This window comes from Sphingobacterium sp. HJSM2_6 (assembly GCF_049316305.1).
GTDB lineage: Bacteria > Bacteroidota > Bacteroidia > Sphingobacteriales > Sphingobacteriaceae > Sphingobacterium.
The window spans coordinates 61,041-77,950 of sequence record NZ_JBMOXB010000008.1 but is presented as its reverse complement, the minus strand read 5'-3'; the positions used below and the strand labels follow the sequence as shown (position 1 = coordinate 77,950).

The following is a 16,910-nucleotide window of genomic DNA, read 5'->3' as shown; positions in this document are numbered from 1 at the left end:
AAATAGGTAAATCAAGCCTAAATTAAGGCAGGCTAATGCCTGCCTTTTTTATCGCTTAGTCTGAATCATACTACTTTTTTCAATGACCTGCGGCGGTATATAATAGCAATACCTAGAATCTCCGGGCGGTAGTATGGCTTCTACTGGTTCGCCATCGTCGCTTAGAAATCTCCTTCGGATGGTCTTCGAAAACCTTGGATCACGGTTCAATCGCCGTAGATCCGTCCAGCGAATGCCTCGAAAGGGCAGTTCCTTCCTCCTTTCTTCCAAAACAAGTTGAAGTGCCTCCAGTTCATTAGTGGCCGTACGTGGAACAAAAGTAGTCCTATCATAACGATGAACAAGCAAGCGGTTGAGCATCTCCATCCCTTCACTCACCTTTCCTGTCCGAACAAGGCATTCAGCAGCAACCAGCACCATTTCATCAACTGCAATTCCCGCAAAGTAACTTGCAGCGGATCCGTTATAGAAACCTTTAAATCGATATCTACTCGGCGTTCTAGCAACAAAAAATGCCGTTTTTCGTAAATCATCATCCTTGTACATACCGTACAAATCCTGTGTAATCGTCAACCTAGATGATGCCATCAAGGAACCTGACGCACTGCTTTTACCATGGTAAATGACCTCGTCGTTCAAGGGCATAAAGGGATAGGCTGCAGAAAGGTCCATTGAATTGTAGTCCATCAATTTCGAATTTCGTTGTAGGGACTGTTGTGCATTTTCCAGTGCATGCTCATAATCACCGATTGATAATTGTATCCTGGCTAAAAGTGCGTATGCTGCAGATTTATTGGGTCTAATTTTATAGCTTACTTCTTCTGGAAGCAATTGGATCGACTTGTTCAGGTCATCAATGATCCGTTGATATCCGTCCTTCACGGAAGATCTGACAGATGGTTCATTGACATTGGAACTCAGTCGAAGTGGTATTCCATAAGGGCTGTTCTGGTCTCCGACCAAATATGCTGGCGAATAGACTTGCATGAGTTGAAAGAATCGATAGCTCCGGAGAAAAAGTCCATCGCCTTTCAATCGATTCCTTAATTCTGGGTCTCCACCTTTCACCCTTTCCAGGGATTCCAGCGCGACGTTGGCATAAAGGATGGTTTCGTATGGAAAAAGCCAGTTCTCGCCAGCACCTCCGTCTTCCGAAAATGGTTCTTCGGCCCATCGGTAAAGTTCCTGATAATAGGCCGAACGGGTGCTGTAGCTTGAAAAATCAATTTCAAAATCATCCGTTCCTGATTCAATATTTCCAAGATAGTTTCCATTTACTCTGGATTCATAGTTTAACAGGGCATTGATATCTTCCAACGTTTCAGGATGACTGTAGGATGTATCTGGCTTCAAAGCCAAGAAATCCTTACAAGATACTATGGATAGACATAGTCCCAATAATGTAATAAGTTTAGTTTTCATCATTTCTTAGGTTTAAGATTCAATCCGACGGAATAGGTTCTCGATACCGGGATGGACAGATTCTCAGGATCCAATCTGAAAATATTCTCTCTCCACAGCATTCCCACATTTCCCATGTAGAAGCTGACCGAAGCATCCAATGTCCTTCCCAAAGGGATCGGTATGCTGAGATTGATATCCTGAAGTCGAACAAATCCACCTGGCTCCACATTTTTTTGGGAATACATGTAAAAGAAGTCACGATTGGAGTTCAACGGAATTTTTAGAGCCGGAACATCGGTTTTCGCTTCATCCCCCGGTTTCCGCCAGCGATATTGTGCGTCAGTATGGCTTGTCCATCCGTTGACCAAGCTGGTATAGTTCACCGTATTTCTGGAAAAATAATTACCTCCCTTAAAGATGATATTGACAGTTAAGGTGATACCCCTATAGGAAAACGTATTCCGAAGGGAACCATGGAACAAAGGCATACCCGATCCAAAGTATTTTAGCTTTTGAAGGGAATCTGCGTTCAATTTGACGTAGTCTTTAGATAGTTCACCGTTCAACATGCCCACCGGATCTCCTTCGCTGTCCAAACCCAAGCTACGCAAACCAAAAATTGGATATAATCCCCACTCTTTGGTAGGGTAAAGACTTAGACCTCTAGCCGTAAGATAATCCCTAGACTCCCTGTTTCCTCCAAAATAGGCCGTTACCCTATCCCTTATCATAGAGAAATAGGTCAGTGTGGACCATGTAAATTTCCGCTGTATGTTGAGGGTATTCATGCTCACATCGATGCCCTCGCCTTTCATATTGGCCACGTTTTTCATCATGCTGTTCATGCCTAAGGTGGGCTCCAATAGATCCTGAGCGAGGATATCAGTCGATTTTTTATTGAAATATTCCAAGCTGCCGGAAATCCTTCGATTAAAAAGGCTATAGTCTAAGCCCAAGTTCATCATGCGCACGTCCTCCCATTTCAAGTCAACATTAGGAAGGCTGTATAAGTAAGCTTGGCGTTCTGGGCTCAGGGTATAGTTCTTGATTTCTAAGATCACTGGCAGGGAGGTTCCCAAGCCGCCAGAATTTCCACTATGACCCCAGGTAGCCCTTAACTTCAATTGATTGATAAACGAAACATTTTTAAGGAACTTTTCTCGGTCCACATTCCATGCTATTCCGGATGACCACAAGGGGTTCCAGCGCCAATTGGTGCCGATGCCAAAGGTGTTTGAAGCATCTTTTCTCATTGAGAAATTCAATAAGTATTTTTCCTTATAACCATATGCTGCATTCCCGAAGAAGGATGCCATTCGGGTATTCTTTGAAGAAAGATTACCGTATCTCGGAATCGTAGTATTTCCCAGAATACCTTGAAAGGTATTGTACGACGTGAGGTAATTCACAAACTGATGAGTTTTCATGAACTCATCGTAACCATAATATCGATAGGAATCCGATTCACGAGGTTGATCGGTAACCTCTCCACCGATTAATGAAGTGAATCGATGGGAGGTAAAAAAAGGTAGATCAATATCTGCTTGGATTCTTCCGCGCCTCTCTACTAATGAGGATCTGTCCTCATCAAAAATGCCTCCTGAGGGGATAGGCGTAAATACTTTTCCATCAATCATCGATGAATATGAATTCTGGAGGTTACGTACATAATAGGAGATTTTGCCATATTCATCCTGGTCGCGGTCCGATTGGATGGTGTGCGCATATTTTCCGCTCAAAATTAGAAAAGGGAACAGCTTATAACTGATGCCTAGGTTCGCCCGCACTTGCATCGTTTGATGATTTCTAGTGGACTCCCATACATTTTGTAGTGGGATAAAAGACCAATCATAGGGCAACTGATTACTGAACTTTTCCAAATATTTATTTGAAAACTGCCTTTCAATACTTATTGGGTTTCCCTCTCCATCGACTAGGGATGCATAAGGATATAAGGTATTTCGTCCCCCACCGGGACTTATCGGATAGTTCAAACCTTCCAAGCTCATTATTGACTGCTGTCCGTTTAGCGCCAGGAGGTAATCTATCGAAATGGATTTCCCCGGTTTATAAAGTCCAGACCAAACCAGTCCTTCGCGTGCGTATTTATTGGTCACGGTCCCCTGCTGATCACGGTCATAGGTCAAGGAAATACGGTTGTGAAAATCTGTGGTACCCCCTGTTGCAGACACATTGTATTTCTGCATAAAGGTATGGCGATAATAATGTTCCAAAAGATCCTTTCGATAATCCCGGCTCTGAAATGCTTTGGTCATTTCAATTGATTCCGTTTCCGATAGCTCGCCTTTTCTCAGTTTGTCGAGCATTTCTACAAATGGGCTTAGCAACGTCCTACTAATGGAGGTTTCATTTAGCGTCGCATCGTAGATACCCTGATCAAACAATTCCTTTTCAATTTCCATGAATGTCCTGGAATCCAAGGTCGGCATATCGAGCAGGCGTGGTTTTCCGATCGTGACGTAGTTAAGCCCCCCCTCAACGCTAACCTTTCCCTGTTTCGATTTCCTGGTGGTAACAACGATTACACCATTACCAGCTCTTGATCCCCATATGGATGCAGCAGCGGCATCTTTAAGGACTGAAACAGATTCTATATCTTGCGGATTGATTGCATCGATGTCCCCAGCATAGGGAAAGTTGTCTACGATCAACAAAGGAGCGGTCATCGCTTCGGTCAATGAATTGATTCCACGCACATGAAATTTGCTATCTCCGCCTCTTTTATCGAACATCACTCCCGGTAAGTACCCTTCCATATTCTGAAAGATATTGCTAGAAGGGCGTTGTGTAATTTCTTTTCGTCCCATCTGTTCGAAACTTCCCGTGGACCGTTCTCTGGAAATTTTCTGATATCCTGTTTCAATAATATGGAGTTTTTCGATTGCTATGGTTTTTCGGTTCATGGTGATCGTCAGATATCTTTGATCATTATCCACTTTAGAATATACCGTATCATAATTTTGATGGGTAAAGACAAGTTGATCTTTTGCTATTGAAAGAATCAAGAAATTCCCTTCTTCATCTGTCTGATAGCTTTTTTGATTGACCTGACTAAAAATACGCACTGCAGGGATTGCCGAACCATCTTGCTGAACCACTTTACCTGAAATCGGTATCTGTGCAATTAGGAAATTCGAATAATAGCAAAAGACTGCAATCATTAAGCCTAAATGTTTTCTTTTCATAACGCCTAATTTTTATGGAATGGCATTGCTGCATCTTTGTTTAAAAAATTCCAAAACGTAATAGTCTGCAGCATTCCTCCTGGCGTAATCCATACATAGGTAGGAAAGGCTCGCACTTCGAATAGACCGGACAGTTCCTTATCCAGGATAATGCTCCTAAAACCTTCAGCGAAATATTCTTGCCGAAACTTATCTTCAAAAGCTATGATTTGATGGATGCTGTCTTTCGTTTTTAGGGGATTGACCATCATTACTTCGAGATCTTCAGGATATTTTTCTTTAAAATAGGAAATCGCTTTTTGGTGGAATATGCAGTTTCCACAGGCCACGGACCAAAAGTCCAATACCAATACTTTGCCCCTGAATTCTTCGAGTGTAGCTATTCGCGTTTCACCGTTTTCATAAATAGTATGTTGTAGTGTCCAAAAGTCGGCAGGGACTTTTTGACCTACGATAACTGTTCTGATGGTATTGCCAAGGCTAGCAGCAGCCTCCGCTTTCGGAGACTGCGCCAGCACAGGACTACTAAACAACATCATATGGAATGCAAAGAGCAAGGCAAGAAATGTTCTTAATGAACATATTTGATAATTTAATGTATTATGCTTTATTCGACAGATTTTTTTGGACAGTTCTCTCCTGCCCCAATAAAAATTCTTCATTTTTTTTAGGATGTTATAATTTGTTAATTTTCAAAGTTGGAGTAGGATAATCAGATTATAATAAAGTTATGTTTAATCTATTTCCTATTTAAACCAGCCATTTGAATAAAATTTAAGATAAATCAATTAAAAAGCCGACAACGTAGTATCCAAAATAATTTACATAATGATTAATATCACTTGTAAGATTTGATTAGGAGTAGTATATTTAGAGTGCGAACAATAAAATATAAAACCGATTATTACATCTTACTAAGTATTCCTATAGATAGTACAGAAGTCGGTTACAACTTACAAAAGATAAGTCAGCATATTCATTAAATCGGAATAGCTTCTCTCCTCTTTTTGCGCTGTTTATTTTAATACATCAATTAATCTGGTGATCGTTTGATGTTCTTATAGATAAGTTTTAAGGAAATCCGTTGTTGATCCTGAATCAATATGGACTTGATGGTCAATCTTTTCATTGTCATAGTTGTTTATTAAATGGTTTATGATAACGATGATACTCCAGAAGCAAATGAGGAAAGCTGAATTGGTAGGTGAAAACCAATAGGGCGAACTCCAAAGCTTTTGAGTGTGGTACCGTCAAGAACCAACCTAGCAACCTAGGCTCCGCAAAAGTCTTACATGAAGTTCGCCCTATTAGACAATATCACTAAGATATAAAAATCTAATAGAAATGGCGAACTCACGATCGGCTCATGCGGAAAGATTGACGGTTTTCACTCATGAGTGACATCGTAAAAGTAGAAGAATACCCTCTTCTCTATTAGTCGCTTATTTAACTAACACAAATATAAGCAATTAAATTTATTCGTCCGCTAAAGAAGACAAAAAATATTTCAATAAATAAATTATCTCTTATAATTAATATGACAAAGAATAAGAATCAAGATCAAAAAGTTTTAGAGAATGATTTGCTAGAATTTATAAATAAAAGATTTCTAGATGCAATTTTAATAAGTGGTAAAAAGCCATCAATTAGAGAAATTGCTAAAGAAACAAATATTGGAAGATCAACAGTAGAAAAAATATTGAAAAAGGATGGTTATGATTTACCAATATCTACAATTAGCAAGATTTGCACCTATGCCAATATATCCTTAAAACAATTTTTTGAAGAGTTTGAGAGATCATTAAAGGATAAATTGAAGTATTTAAAAAAATAAAAGCTTCAGATGTAAAGATAGCGTAATCAGCTACTTTAATAAAACAGAGTCTTTGATATATGGCTTTTCCAAAGGAACTAAAGTTACGGCTCCTTTTTCTAATTTACTCTTGTAGTTGTTAATCCAAATAATCAAAATATTAAAGTTAGGCAAGTCGTATTACTTAGCAACTAGGGCGGCTGATACATTTTTGTAAACCACCAACTCTACCAGTTTTTCTTTTAATTCCTCAGGAAACTCAAAACTTGATAATGATTGTTCTTTCATCTTACTTTAAGTTTTTCTACAAAACTGTAAAGTTGTAGGCGTATAAGACCCCCTGATCTTCGACTCCTCTAATCCGCGCTTAAGACGCATTATTTCGGATTTTCATCGATATCTTCTACCGTTTCTTTGATGGGGTTCTTTTAGTGCGGCTTATTTTCCATCAAAAATGTCAAGGGTTTCTTCATTACTTGCTCATCAAGATAGCCAAGTTGTCGCATAAATTTTAAGATCTGTTCCATTTCTCTTGGCTTTCCGGTAAAATCAAACCAAATCTGGTGTTTGGAATGACTACCCTTGAGATAACCATTGATCATCCCGCGCTTCTGTTTATCACGGAAATAGCGAATGGTTTGTCGCTTGGATTTGAATCTCTTTTCTTCCAAATTTTGTCCTTTTTAAATTAATGCAATTTCAAGGAAAGGTACTGCGGTTTTGTTGATGAAAATCTTCGAGTTTTACCAGAAGTTTAATCAACTCTAGTTTTTCTGAGCGAGTTAAAGGCTCCGTAACTTTTTTAGATGCCTGTCTCATATTGTTAAGGTGGATATCTAAAGCAGCCCTACCCTTTTCAGTAATTTGAATAATCTTATTCCTTTTATCGTTTGCTGCGTCCGACTGTTCTACAAAATCACCTGCAATCAACCTGTTAATGATTTGAATTCCAACGGACTTATCGTGTACATTATGTTTGATCAGTGCAGTTTTAGTCATATTGCCGTGGGCAGATAAAGTAATTAAGTAAAACAAATCATCGGAAGTTGTAAACTCCGAATCTATAATCGCTTCCTTTGCATGTTGCCTAGCATAACGATATAAATGTACCAAGCAAGTATTAATTACACTTTCTGGACTTCGGCCAAGCTCCTTCCCTAGCCAATTTGGTTCTTGTGATTCTGATGTAGATTCTTCTTGATTCAATGCCCATTGTAAGAAAGTCTGCATATCATCAACTTCACTCAACTCGGTGCTTTGTCGATATAGTTCTACAAGTGTCACTAAATCCTTGATTAATCGATAAGACATATTTAAATATTAGCGTATTGTAATTAGAATTAGTGTAAAAATAAACTATTTTCAAATATTTTAGTATAATATAAAACTTATTTAGATATTTGATGTTGATAAAAGTACTTTAAAATACTAATTATATGAAAACTATTAAACTTAAAAAATTATTGATTATTATGGTAATTGCTGGTATAGCGATACTAGGTGCTTGTAAAAAAGAAAACAACGAGCCACAAAATCAAGACATTCTAGGCGTAGTTACGAGCAACGCAGATTTTTCATTACTGCAAACGGCTTTAATCCATGCAAATTTAACCGGTGTTTTAGAAGGTAAGGGTTCGTTCACGGTTTTTGCACCTAATAATGCTGCTTTTGCTGCGGCCGGTTTAGATACAGATACAAAGATTAAAGCAATGCCTGTAGAAACTTTGAAACGTGTACTTTTATACCACGTTTTACCTGCTCGATTAGCTTCATCTTCAATCGCTACGGCTAACAATACGGCGGTTATGACAGCTGCCGATATCAACGTGTTTGTAACAAAAAACCAATCAGGTGTTTTTGTTAACGGAGCGGCTGTTACTACTGCTGATATCAATGCGAGCAATGGTGTTATACATGTAATTAATAAAGTAATTATGCCCCCCAGCGGTAACATTGTTGAAACTGCCCAAGCAAATGCCAACTTTAGTTTTCTAGTTGCTGCAGTACTTAGAGCCAGTCAAGGTGGTACAAATGTAGCGCAAGTATTAGCTAGTGCTGGACCATACACTGTTTTTGCACCAACCAACCAAGCCTTTATTAATGCTGGTTTCGCTAATGTTGAAGCCATCCAAGCTGCAGATCCATCAGCGTTAACTAACATATTAACCTACCACGTAATTGCTGGCCGAATTCTTTCCAGCGACTTAAGCGAAGGAGCTAAGCCAATTACATTGCAAACAGGTGCTTTAACCATAACATTAGCAAGCGGTGCAAAAGTAAAAGGAACTTCAAATACTACAGCAGCTAACATTACTTTAACAGATCTTATGACTACCAATGGAGTAATCCATGTAATAGATCAAGTTTTGTTGCCATAAATTGATAGCACTAATAGTTTAGTTTTTCCGGAATTGGTATACTATTATACCATTCCGGATTTTTCCTTAATCCGACGTCGGTTAATTTTTTAACATTTATAGCATTTAAACTAACATTGAAAAAAATTCTTACTCTCGCCTTATTAATTGTCAGTCTATTTGCCAAAGCGCAAAACACTGGCTTAATTACAGGATCGGTGCTCGATGCGAATACAAGGGTTGGCATTTTAGGGGCTTCTATTCAAGTCAATGAAATTAACATAGGTGCAGTTTCCGATAGTCTTGGAAATTACAAAATCCAAGTTCCTGTGGGCACATATAAATTGACATTGAGCAGGATTGGCTTTGCCAGCCAAGTTAAATACAACATTGTGGTTGGCAGTGGAACACCACAAATTGTAAACTTTGAACTTCAATCTGAGTCAAAATATCTTCAAGCAGTTAACATCAAGTTTAACCGAGAAAAAACTGCCATTGCAACCGATTTGGTTACTCCGCTGTCGGTACAACAGTTAACTGCCGAAGAAATTAGAAGCAATCCTGGTGGCAATTTCGACGTTTCAAAAGTAGTACAAACACTACCAGGGGTGGGGATTAGCAATGGTACAGGTGAGAGAAATGACATCATCATTCGGGGTGGTGCACCGAATGAGAATGTTTACTATTTGGATGGTATCGAAATTCCTGTGCTCAACCATTTTCAAACTCAGGGGAGCTCTGGCGGCGCACAAGGAATTTTAAATGTATCTTTCATCGAAAGTTTGAAACTAAGCTCTTCGGCATTTGATGCTCGTTACGACAATCCCCTGTCTTCTACATTTGTGATTAAACAAAGAGACGGAAATACAGAAAAATTCTCAGGTAATGCCAGGGTTAGCTTAACTGAAACAGCGTTGACGCTGGAAGGACCCATAGCTAAAAACACTACTTTTTTGGCTTCGGCACGCAAATCATACCTTAGTTTTTTGTTTAAACTGATAGATTTACCTATTCGGCCAAATTTCGAGGACTTTCAATTTAAACTTAGCCACAAGTTTAGTGATAAAACCAAATTAACAACAATTGGTTTAGGTGCCATAGATCGGTTCCAATTTGCACCAACCAAAAAATCTACCTTAGAAAATACTTACATTTTACGCTCCACACCTTACATCAATCAGTGGAACTATACCGTTGGTATAAACCTTAATCATAGAATTGAAAATGGATTTTTAAACTTCACACTTAGCCGAAACATGTTTGATAACAGGTTGGATAAGTTTGAAGATCAGGCACAGGATGAGATCAAACGTGTGTTAAATGTAGAATCGCAAGAAGCTGAAAATAAATTAAGAATTGACATCAATAAGTTTTTAAACGGTTGGAAACTTGGTGCAGGTATGGTTGCGCAAGTTGTTGGCTATAAAGGCGAATTATACAATCGCTTAACTAACGCAGTATATGACTTAAATGGCAAACTTGTTAGCCCAGAAAAAACAATCAATTTTAATAATGAAATCAATTTTTGGAAATATGGTGCATTCGTACAAGCCTCAAAAAACTTATTTAACGAAAGTTTATTGGTTTCTGCGGGTGTTCGTACCGATATGAACTCGTTTACAAATAATGGGAATAATCCGTTAAAAACAATCTCGCCGAGACTATCCTTAAGCTATCATTTAAGTCCAAAATGGGATATCAATGCATCCGTAGGAACGTATTTTAAAATCCCGCCCTATACCGCTTTAGGTTATTTAAGTGACAGAGGTCAAGCAAGTAATAAAAATCTAGAATACATTCAATCTACACATTATGTGTTAGGAACTCAATTTCTACCTACACCAGCGCTTCGCTTTACCTTCGAGACATTTTACAAACGCTATAATAACTATTTGGTGTCCATCAACAATGGTATTTCCTTGGCTAATCAAGGTACAGAATACACGTCGTTTGGTAGCGAACCGTTAATGAGTACTGGGGATGGTGAAACTTACGGTTTTGAAGTGTTTGCCCAACAAAAACTTATGAGGCAATTATTTTACGTGGCTAGCTATTCGTATGTAGTCAGTAAGTTTTCGGGCAGCAACGGCCACTTATTTTCTTCATCTTGGGATAATAGGCATCTATTATCTTTAACATTAGGCTACAAACTGAAACGTAATTGGGATTTTGGTCTGAAATACCGTTACGCCGGCGGTACTCCTTACACCCCGTTCGACTTAGTAGCATCACAATTGAACTATTTAAGCTTAGGAACGGGGATAGCAAACTATGCGCAATTAAACGTCAATCGTTTGAACGCCTTCAATCAATTAGATTTTAGAGTTGATAAACGAATTAATTATAAACGTACGTCCCTTAATCTATATGTGGATATACAAAATATCCTTAAGTCTAAAAATGACGATTTCCCTAAATATACTTTCCAACGTACTGAAGACAACTTAAGCTTTGTTACTACAGATGGACAGGCCGTTAAATCCGACGGAACTAATGCTATTCCAACAATTCTGAATACTACCTCTGGAAACTTGATCCCTTCCCTAGGAGTTATTTTCGAATTTTAACAACTTTTTAGACAGCAATTGGTTTTAATCTTAGTTTAAAATTGCAATCATGAACAGAACATTAGCTATTATCAATGGAATTGCTTTGGTAAGTACCATTATCGTTAATTACCTTTCGAACACTGGTGTCTTTAACGGAAATACAATGCAAACCGTTTCAGATCAATATTTAAATTTATTTACCCCAGCAGGTTACGCGTTTTCAATTTGGGGACTTATCTATTTAGGTCTCTTGGCATTTAGCATTTATACTGGGAGGTTTTTGTTTACTCGAAATGAACCAAATCAAGCCATAGGAAAAATTGGCTGGTGGTTTTTAATCTCCAGCCTAGCCAACTCTCTGTGGGTAGTAGCTTGGCTTTACAACAACACCTTGATTAGTGTGTTTTTGATGGTGATATTACTGCTATCGCTAATTAACATGATAATCAAGTTAAAATGTAATTTAACTACGATAAATAAGAAAGATTATATGTTAATTGCTCTTCCTTTTAATTTATACCTTGGGTGGATTTCGGTAGCCATTATTGCAAATATAGCTGCCTACCTCACTAAAATTTCTTGGAGCGCTTGGGGTGTTTCAGCGGTAAATTGGACTTTGATTATGCTGGTCGTAGCCGGTTTGGTAAACATGTACATGGTAACCCAGCGAAATATGCGAGTTTTTGGCTTGGTAGGAATCTGGGCTTTGCTGGCTATTGCCACTCGTCAGCAAGAGTATAGTGCGATAGTTTACACGTCCTACGGTGTTGCTACGGCCATTTTGTTGGGTATCTTTTTTAACTTGGTACGCCCAGCTAACAAGCACCTTAATAAGCTTAATTTATTGGAACCGTGAAAGTGCTAGCGCAGTACCTAGCGAATTATCACACGCTTGAACGAAGCAATTTCAAACCCTAATATTTAATAACATCAACCGCATTTTAGACATATCCTAAAGAACGCATTTTCAGTGGGTTCACAAGTCATGTCTTAATCGGAAACTGTAGAAATCTCCCAAATAAAGTAACTATATTTTTAGATGATTTTTCAAAAATTATAATCTGTATTACTTTATTTCCTCGGGCTATGTTTAAGTAACATGTGTGAGGTATCTATTAGCTAATTATTACGAAGTTCAGCATAATTCAATCGCATTCTACACTTCTTCGCGATTTTATAAGACACATATTGTTGACTTTAATTACCTGTTGTGTGATAATTTAGATAGCCCCCTTGTTTTGATTTTATTACACGATTTAAAAAATTAGGGATGAAGCTTTTAGACTTAAAACAAATATATCTAAAAATGACATATTTGGATTTTGCCTTGGAAAAAGCCCACTCTAAATATCAGGTTATTTTTAATGTAGACAGCTGTATACCCATTAAATGAGTATTTGTCCAACTTAGGGAACTCGCACGGTAATGGTTAACGTTCTAAATACGCTCGTTTTACTTTTGACAGTGCTTCTTAGGTTTTAAAACGTTCAGGCTATTGTGGAATATTTACCGCTACTAAGGCACTGTAGCATGTAATCCCTTTTTGTCTATTCTCCATTTTCAATAAAAGGCTTAAGGATAGCGGCATAGATGATTGGAGAAATACCGAAGATCCCAACTCTCCCCTTCCTTAATCCTTTTTCGATCTGACCATTTCGAAATTTCATCGTACTATAGTTCAAAATAGAACTCAAAATCCACACAGATTTGTCCTCAGCATAGGATTTATTGAGGATAGATTAGATTAAATAACCATTCAACCAATTTAATTTCTTAAATAATATGGAAGTATATTCTAAAAACGGTTTATCCAATCACGGCATGTTTAGTTGATAAATCCTTGAAAAAGTTTACTTAATTAATTAAAAACAGTGTAAATTCATTTCATATTTGTTGATTAAGTAATCTTTTTATAAACTTGTATTGAAAACTAGCTATAACTATTCATATTATTCTGACACATGGTAATCATCAACAATTTTGAAGAATATAAATCATATGAAGGGAAGATATTAGGGACTTCCAATTGGCATAAAATAGATCAAGGTCAAATCAACAGATTTGCTCAAGCAACATTAGATCATCAATGGATTCACATAGATGAAGAAAAGGCCAAAAATGAAGGTCCATTTCAAACTACTATAGCTCACGGATATCTAACTCTTTCATTAATACCTTATTTATGGAAGCAAATTGCAGATGTACGTAATGTAAAAATGGAAATCAATTATGGGATTGAACACCTTAAGTTTGGACAAGCGGTACCTGTAAATAGTGAGGTTCAACTGCAGGCAACGGTAAGGTCAATAACCAATTTGAGGGGAACAGTGAAAGCTGTTATCCAAGCGAAGCTGGCTATTAAAGGTTATGCTAAACCAGCATACGTAGGTGATGTAATTTTTCTTTACCACTTCAATTGACGTGGTAAAGAAAAACTCTTCTAAACCAATTTACTAAAGTTTACAGGTGTCGGAATTTAATCGGACAGCATAGAGGAGTAAGTCTTTAATATATTGACTATTTATAAATCATTTTGTTAGCATGTAATTGAACCACGTGATTCAATAGATCAGTTTAAGCCGGTATGGGTTGCCTGAAGCTGGCTTCTTTGGTAATCTTTAACATTCTATGGAAGTACTTAAGTTTCATTCATAGCAGAAAATAATTAAATAAAAGATTGGGTATCTTCTGCATCAATTTGATCCCTTTGAAATTAATGCACTAGTAAAACCCTGAGGGCGCTGCTCGCCATGTAAACGGTTTCCAACGTTTACCTCCACATTAAATAGCAGATTGGTTTTGGAAATTAAAAGCCAGTTTAATATTATTTTTTTTAGATACTTAATTGAGAAATCAGGATTAGAACGTTGATAAGGCTTTTGAAGAGAGATTATGCGGACTATCTTTGCAATGGGCAGTTTGCGTGTAGCAACTCTTCAATATACCTCATGTAATACAGTAGCCAAAAAGTAAACTCCAGCGAAATTTGATGTTGCTATGCTTACAGACCTCATTTTTACATTCTTCCATACGCCAATAAGCTCGAAACATATTGATTCACAATAAAATAAGACAAGACCCTTAACCCCAAACATTTAAAGGACGAATTAATAATTTACAGAAATATCCTTTTAATTGTGTACATTGGAGTTCCTTCCCACATGCAGACCTTGTAAAATACGAGACGATAGTATGCAAGGCCCTAACTTCAAAATAATGACACTTATATCAAAAAAAGGAATAGCATTCCTTTCAACTTTCCCCCCACGAGCATGCGGTATTGCTACGTACACGACGGACCTTATGACAGCAATAGAGCACAAATTTCATGCTTTTAATCTTTTACCCATACCCATAGAGAACGATGGAATTGAACAAGTTTATGATTTTGAAAGCAATCAGAAACTTCAAGTTTATGTACCAAATTCATTTGATAGACTAATAGAACATATTAATTCAACTTCAACTATAGATTTGCTGTGTATTCAGCATGAATTTGGACTCTTTAAAGATCAAGAAAAAGCCTTACTCTCCTTAATTAGCAATCTAAGGAATCCCGTGTTATTGGTTTTCCATACTGTATTACCCTCACCCAATCAATTATTAGCCGAAAATGTTCAGGCACTTACTGAGGCCGCTTCCCGGGTCTTAGTGATGACTCGAACTTCAGCCAATATTCTGATAACTGATTATAAAGTTTCGCCTGAGAAAATTGTATTGATACCACATGGCACCCACTTAGCTCCTGCTGTTGATAAAAATTATATTCGTCAAAAGTTTGACCTATTAAATAAAAAAGTGCTGAGTACCTTTGGGCTGATAGGTCCTGGAAAAAGCATTGAAACCACATTGAAGGCACTTCCATCGATCATTGCCATCGAACCAAATGTAATGTTTCTCATTCTTGGCATGACACATCCTGCTCTACTTCAAGAAGAAGGAGAACGCTATAGAAACATGCTTAAAGAACTAGTGGTTCAATATCAGATCGAGGAAAATGTCCGATTTGTTGATGAATTTTTATCAACGGAAGATTTATTATCTTACTTACAGATTACGGATGTTTACCTATTTACTTCTAAAGATCCATTTCAAGCCGTAAGTGGCACGTTTTCTTATGCATTGAGCTCCGGGTGCCCAATCGTCTCAACGCCTATACCCCATGTGCGTGAGGTGTTGAAGGAAGAAATGGGTATTATTATCGACTATGAAGCGCCAGATCAATTGGCAGATGCCGTTAATCAAATTTTGAACGATTCAGCAAAACTCGAGAGGATCCGCCATATTAATTTGCAGAAAACCGTGGCCACATCTTGGCAAAATACCGCAATAGCGTATGTAAATGTCTTTCAGAACTTGATCGGTGAGCAACAAAAGCTACAATATGTTGTCCCTCCAATCAAATTGGATCACATTCTGCGTATGACCACGAATATCGGATTTGTACAGTTTGCAAATGTAAGTACGCCCGATGAAAACAGTGGTTTTGCACTTGATGATAATGCACGAGCGCTAATCGCTTTACTCTACCATTACCAACTAACGCAATCCCAAGACGATTTGGTGTTAATCCAGAAATATCTTCAATTTATCGCCTATTGTCAACAAAAAGACGGAACTTTCTTGAATTATGTAGATCATAAAGGTCAATTTACTGATCAAAACTATTGTGAAAATCTCGAAGACGCAAATGGACGGGCAGTATGGGCTTTGGGTGAGGTCATCGGTATGTCCCATACCTTACCAGAAAAAATCATTTCTTTAGCCAATGAATTGTTAGATCAGACTTCCATTCATTTTCTATCTTATCATTCTACTCGATCGATGTCCTTTACGATTAAAGGATTGAGTTATATTAAGCACAACCGTTATCGAAAAGAGTTAACAACCTTAGCAGATCGCTTAATAGCAATGTTTAATCATGAAAGCTCTTCGGAATGGCTGTGGTTCGAATCCTACCTCACTTACGGAAACAGTGCTATTCCTGAAGCTTTACTCGCTGCCTATCAACGCACCGGGGAAACCGTTTACAAAGAAGTTGGCTATAAGGCATTCAATTTTCTTCTTAGTAAGATTATGATTAATAATGAAATCCATGTCATATCCAATAAGGGTTGGGCTCAGCGTGGAAGTGTTAAAACAGCAAGCAAAGGTGGCGAACAGCCTATTGATGTCGCCTATACAATCATTGCTTTGGATCGATTTTACAAAGAAAGTCAGGAATATCGTTACAGAGAGATGATGGAAATTGCCTTTGAATGGTTTTTGGGTCGAAATCATCTTAATCAAATCGTTTATAACCCTGTTACTGGAGGATGCTTTGATGGGCTCGAGGAAGATACCGTAAACATAAATCAAGGTGCAGAATCAACCCTCAGTTATCTTTTGGCCAGACTTATAATGGAAATGCATGTTTTGCCAAATTAAAATTTCGAAAATTAACACACATCATCCCTGAACGTCAATTTTTATCATTACCTTGTTAAATAAAAACCTGCTTTTTAAATAAACCCCTTGCAGCAGGTCAGTCATAAATTAAAGCATGTTGCTTTACCCTTATGTTTTTCAGATTGTCTTGTAA

Annotated in this window: 11 protein-coding genes; 6 read left to right on the top strand and 5 right to left on the bottom strand. The window is 37.7% G+C overall.

Annotated features, from left to right (window positions below; all coding sequences use genetic code 11):
• Positions 1–48 precede the first annotated feature (48 nt).
• The 3 genes from ACFRAE_RS08915 to ACFRAE_RS08905 are packed head-to-tail and all read right to left on the bottom strand — an operon-like array spanning position 49 to position 5,272.
• Positions 49–1,425 carry a RagB/SusD family nutrient uptake outer membrane protein gene (locus tag ACFRAE_RS08915; protein ID WP_422796797.1) on the bottom strand — a complete coding sequence of 459 codons (1,377 nt, stop codon included), beginning with the start codon at positions 1,423–1,425 and terminating at the stop codon, positions 49–51.
• Positions 1,422–4,610, bottom strand: a complete 3,189-nt coding sequence (locus tag ACFRAE_RS08910; protein ID WP_422796796.1) for a SusC/RagA family TonB-linked outer membrane protein — start codon at positions 4,608–4,610, stop codon at positions 1,422–1,424. The genes ACFRAE_RS08915 and ACFRAE_RS08910 overlap by 4 nt, the downstream gene beginning before the upstream one ends.
• Before the next feature lie 5 nt (positions 4,611–4,615).
• Positions 4,616–5,272: a TlpA family protein disulfide reductase gene (locus ACFRAE_RS08905; RefSeq protein WP_422796795.1), complete on the bottom strand. Its 657-nt coding sequence runs from the start codon at positions 5,270–5,272 to the stop codon at positions 4,616–4,618.
• A gap of 875 nt (positions 5,273–6,147) precedes the next feature.
• Here ACFRAE_RS08905 and ACFRAE_RS08900 point away from each other — a divergent pair.
• Positions 6,148–6,444 carry a helix-turn-helix domain-containing protein gene (locus tag ACFRAE_RS08900; RefSeq protein ID WP_422796794.1) on the top strand — a complete coding sequence of 99 codons (297 nt, stop codon included), beginning with the start codon at positions 6,148–6,150 and terminating at the stop codon, positions 6,442–6,444.
• A gap of 407 nt (positions 6,445–6,851) precedes the next feature.
• Here the strand turns inward: ACFRAE_RS08900 and ACFRAE_RS08895 are convergent, their stop codons facing one another.
• Together ACFRAE_RS08895 and ACFRAE_RS08890 are read right to left on the bottom strand one after the other, a co-directional pair.
• Entirely contained in the window at positions 6,852–7,094 is a 243-nt protein-coding gene (locus ACFRAE_RS08895) for a hypothetical protein (RefSeq protein ID WP_422796793.1), read from the bottom strand.
• A gap of 28 nt (positions 7,095–7,122) precedes the next feature.
• The gene (locus ACFRAE_RS08890; protein ID WP_422796792.1) at positions 7,123–7,734 is read right to left on the bottom strand and encodes a MarR family winged helix-turn-helix transcriptional regulator; all 612 of its coding nucleotides are present in this window, start codon (positions 7,732–7,734) and stop codon (positions 7,123–7,125) included.
• 125 nt (positions 7,735–7,859) lie between these two features.
• On the opposite strand from ACFRAE_RS08890, the gene ACFRAE_RS08885 reads away from it, so the two are divergent.
• The 5 genes from ACFRAE_RS08885 to ACFRAE_RS08865 all read left to right on the top strand — a co-directional run bounded on the left by ACFRAE_RS08885 (position 7,860) and on the right by ACFRAE_RS08865 (position 16,756).
• Positions 7,860–8,801, top strand: coding sequence for a fasciclin domain-containing protein (locus ACFRAE_RS08885; protein WP_422796791.1), 942 nt, complete (start codon positions 7,860–7,862; stop codon positions 8,799–8,801).
• 116 nt (positions 8,802–8,917) lie between these two features.
• A complete protein-coding gene (locus tag ACFRAE_RS08880; protein WP_422796790.1) occupies positions 8,918–11,347 on the top strand; it encodes a TonB-dependent receptor in 2,430 nt (809 codons plus the stop codon).
• 49 nt (positions 11,348–11,396) lie between these two features.
• Positions 11,397–12,185 (top strand): hypothetical protein, encoded by a 789-nt coding sequence (locus ACFRAE_RS08875; protein WP_422796789.1) that lies wholly within the window; start codon positions 11,397–11,399, stop codon positions 12,183–12,185.
• 1,105 nt (positions 12,186–13,290) lie between these two features.
• Positions 13,291–13,749 (top strand): MaoC family dehydratase, encoded by a 459-nt coding sequence (locus tag ACFRAE_RS08870; protein ID WP_422796788.1) that lies wholly within the window; start codon positions 13,291–13,293, stop codon positions 13,747–13,749.
• Between the two features lie 796 nt (positions 13,750–14,545).
• Positions 14,546–16,756 carry a glycosyltransferase gene (locus tag ACFRAE_RS08865; protein ID WP_422796787.1) on the top strand — a complete coding sequence of 737 codons (2,211 nt, stop codon included), beginning with the start codon at positions 14,546–14,548 and terminating at the stop codon, positions 16,754–16,756.
• Positions 16,757–16,910: the final 154 nt, after the last annotated feature.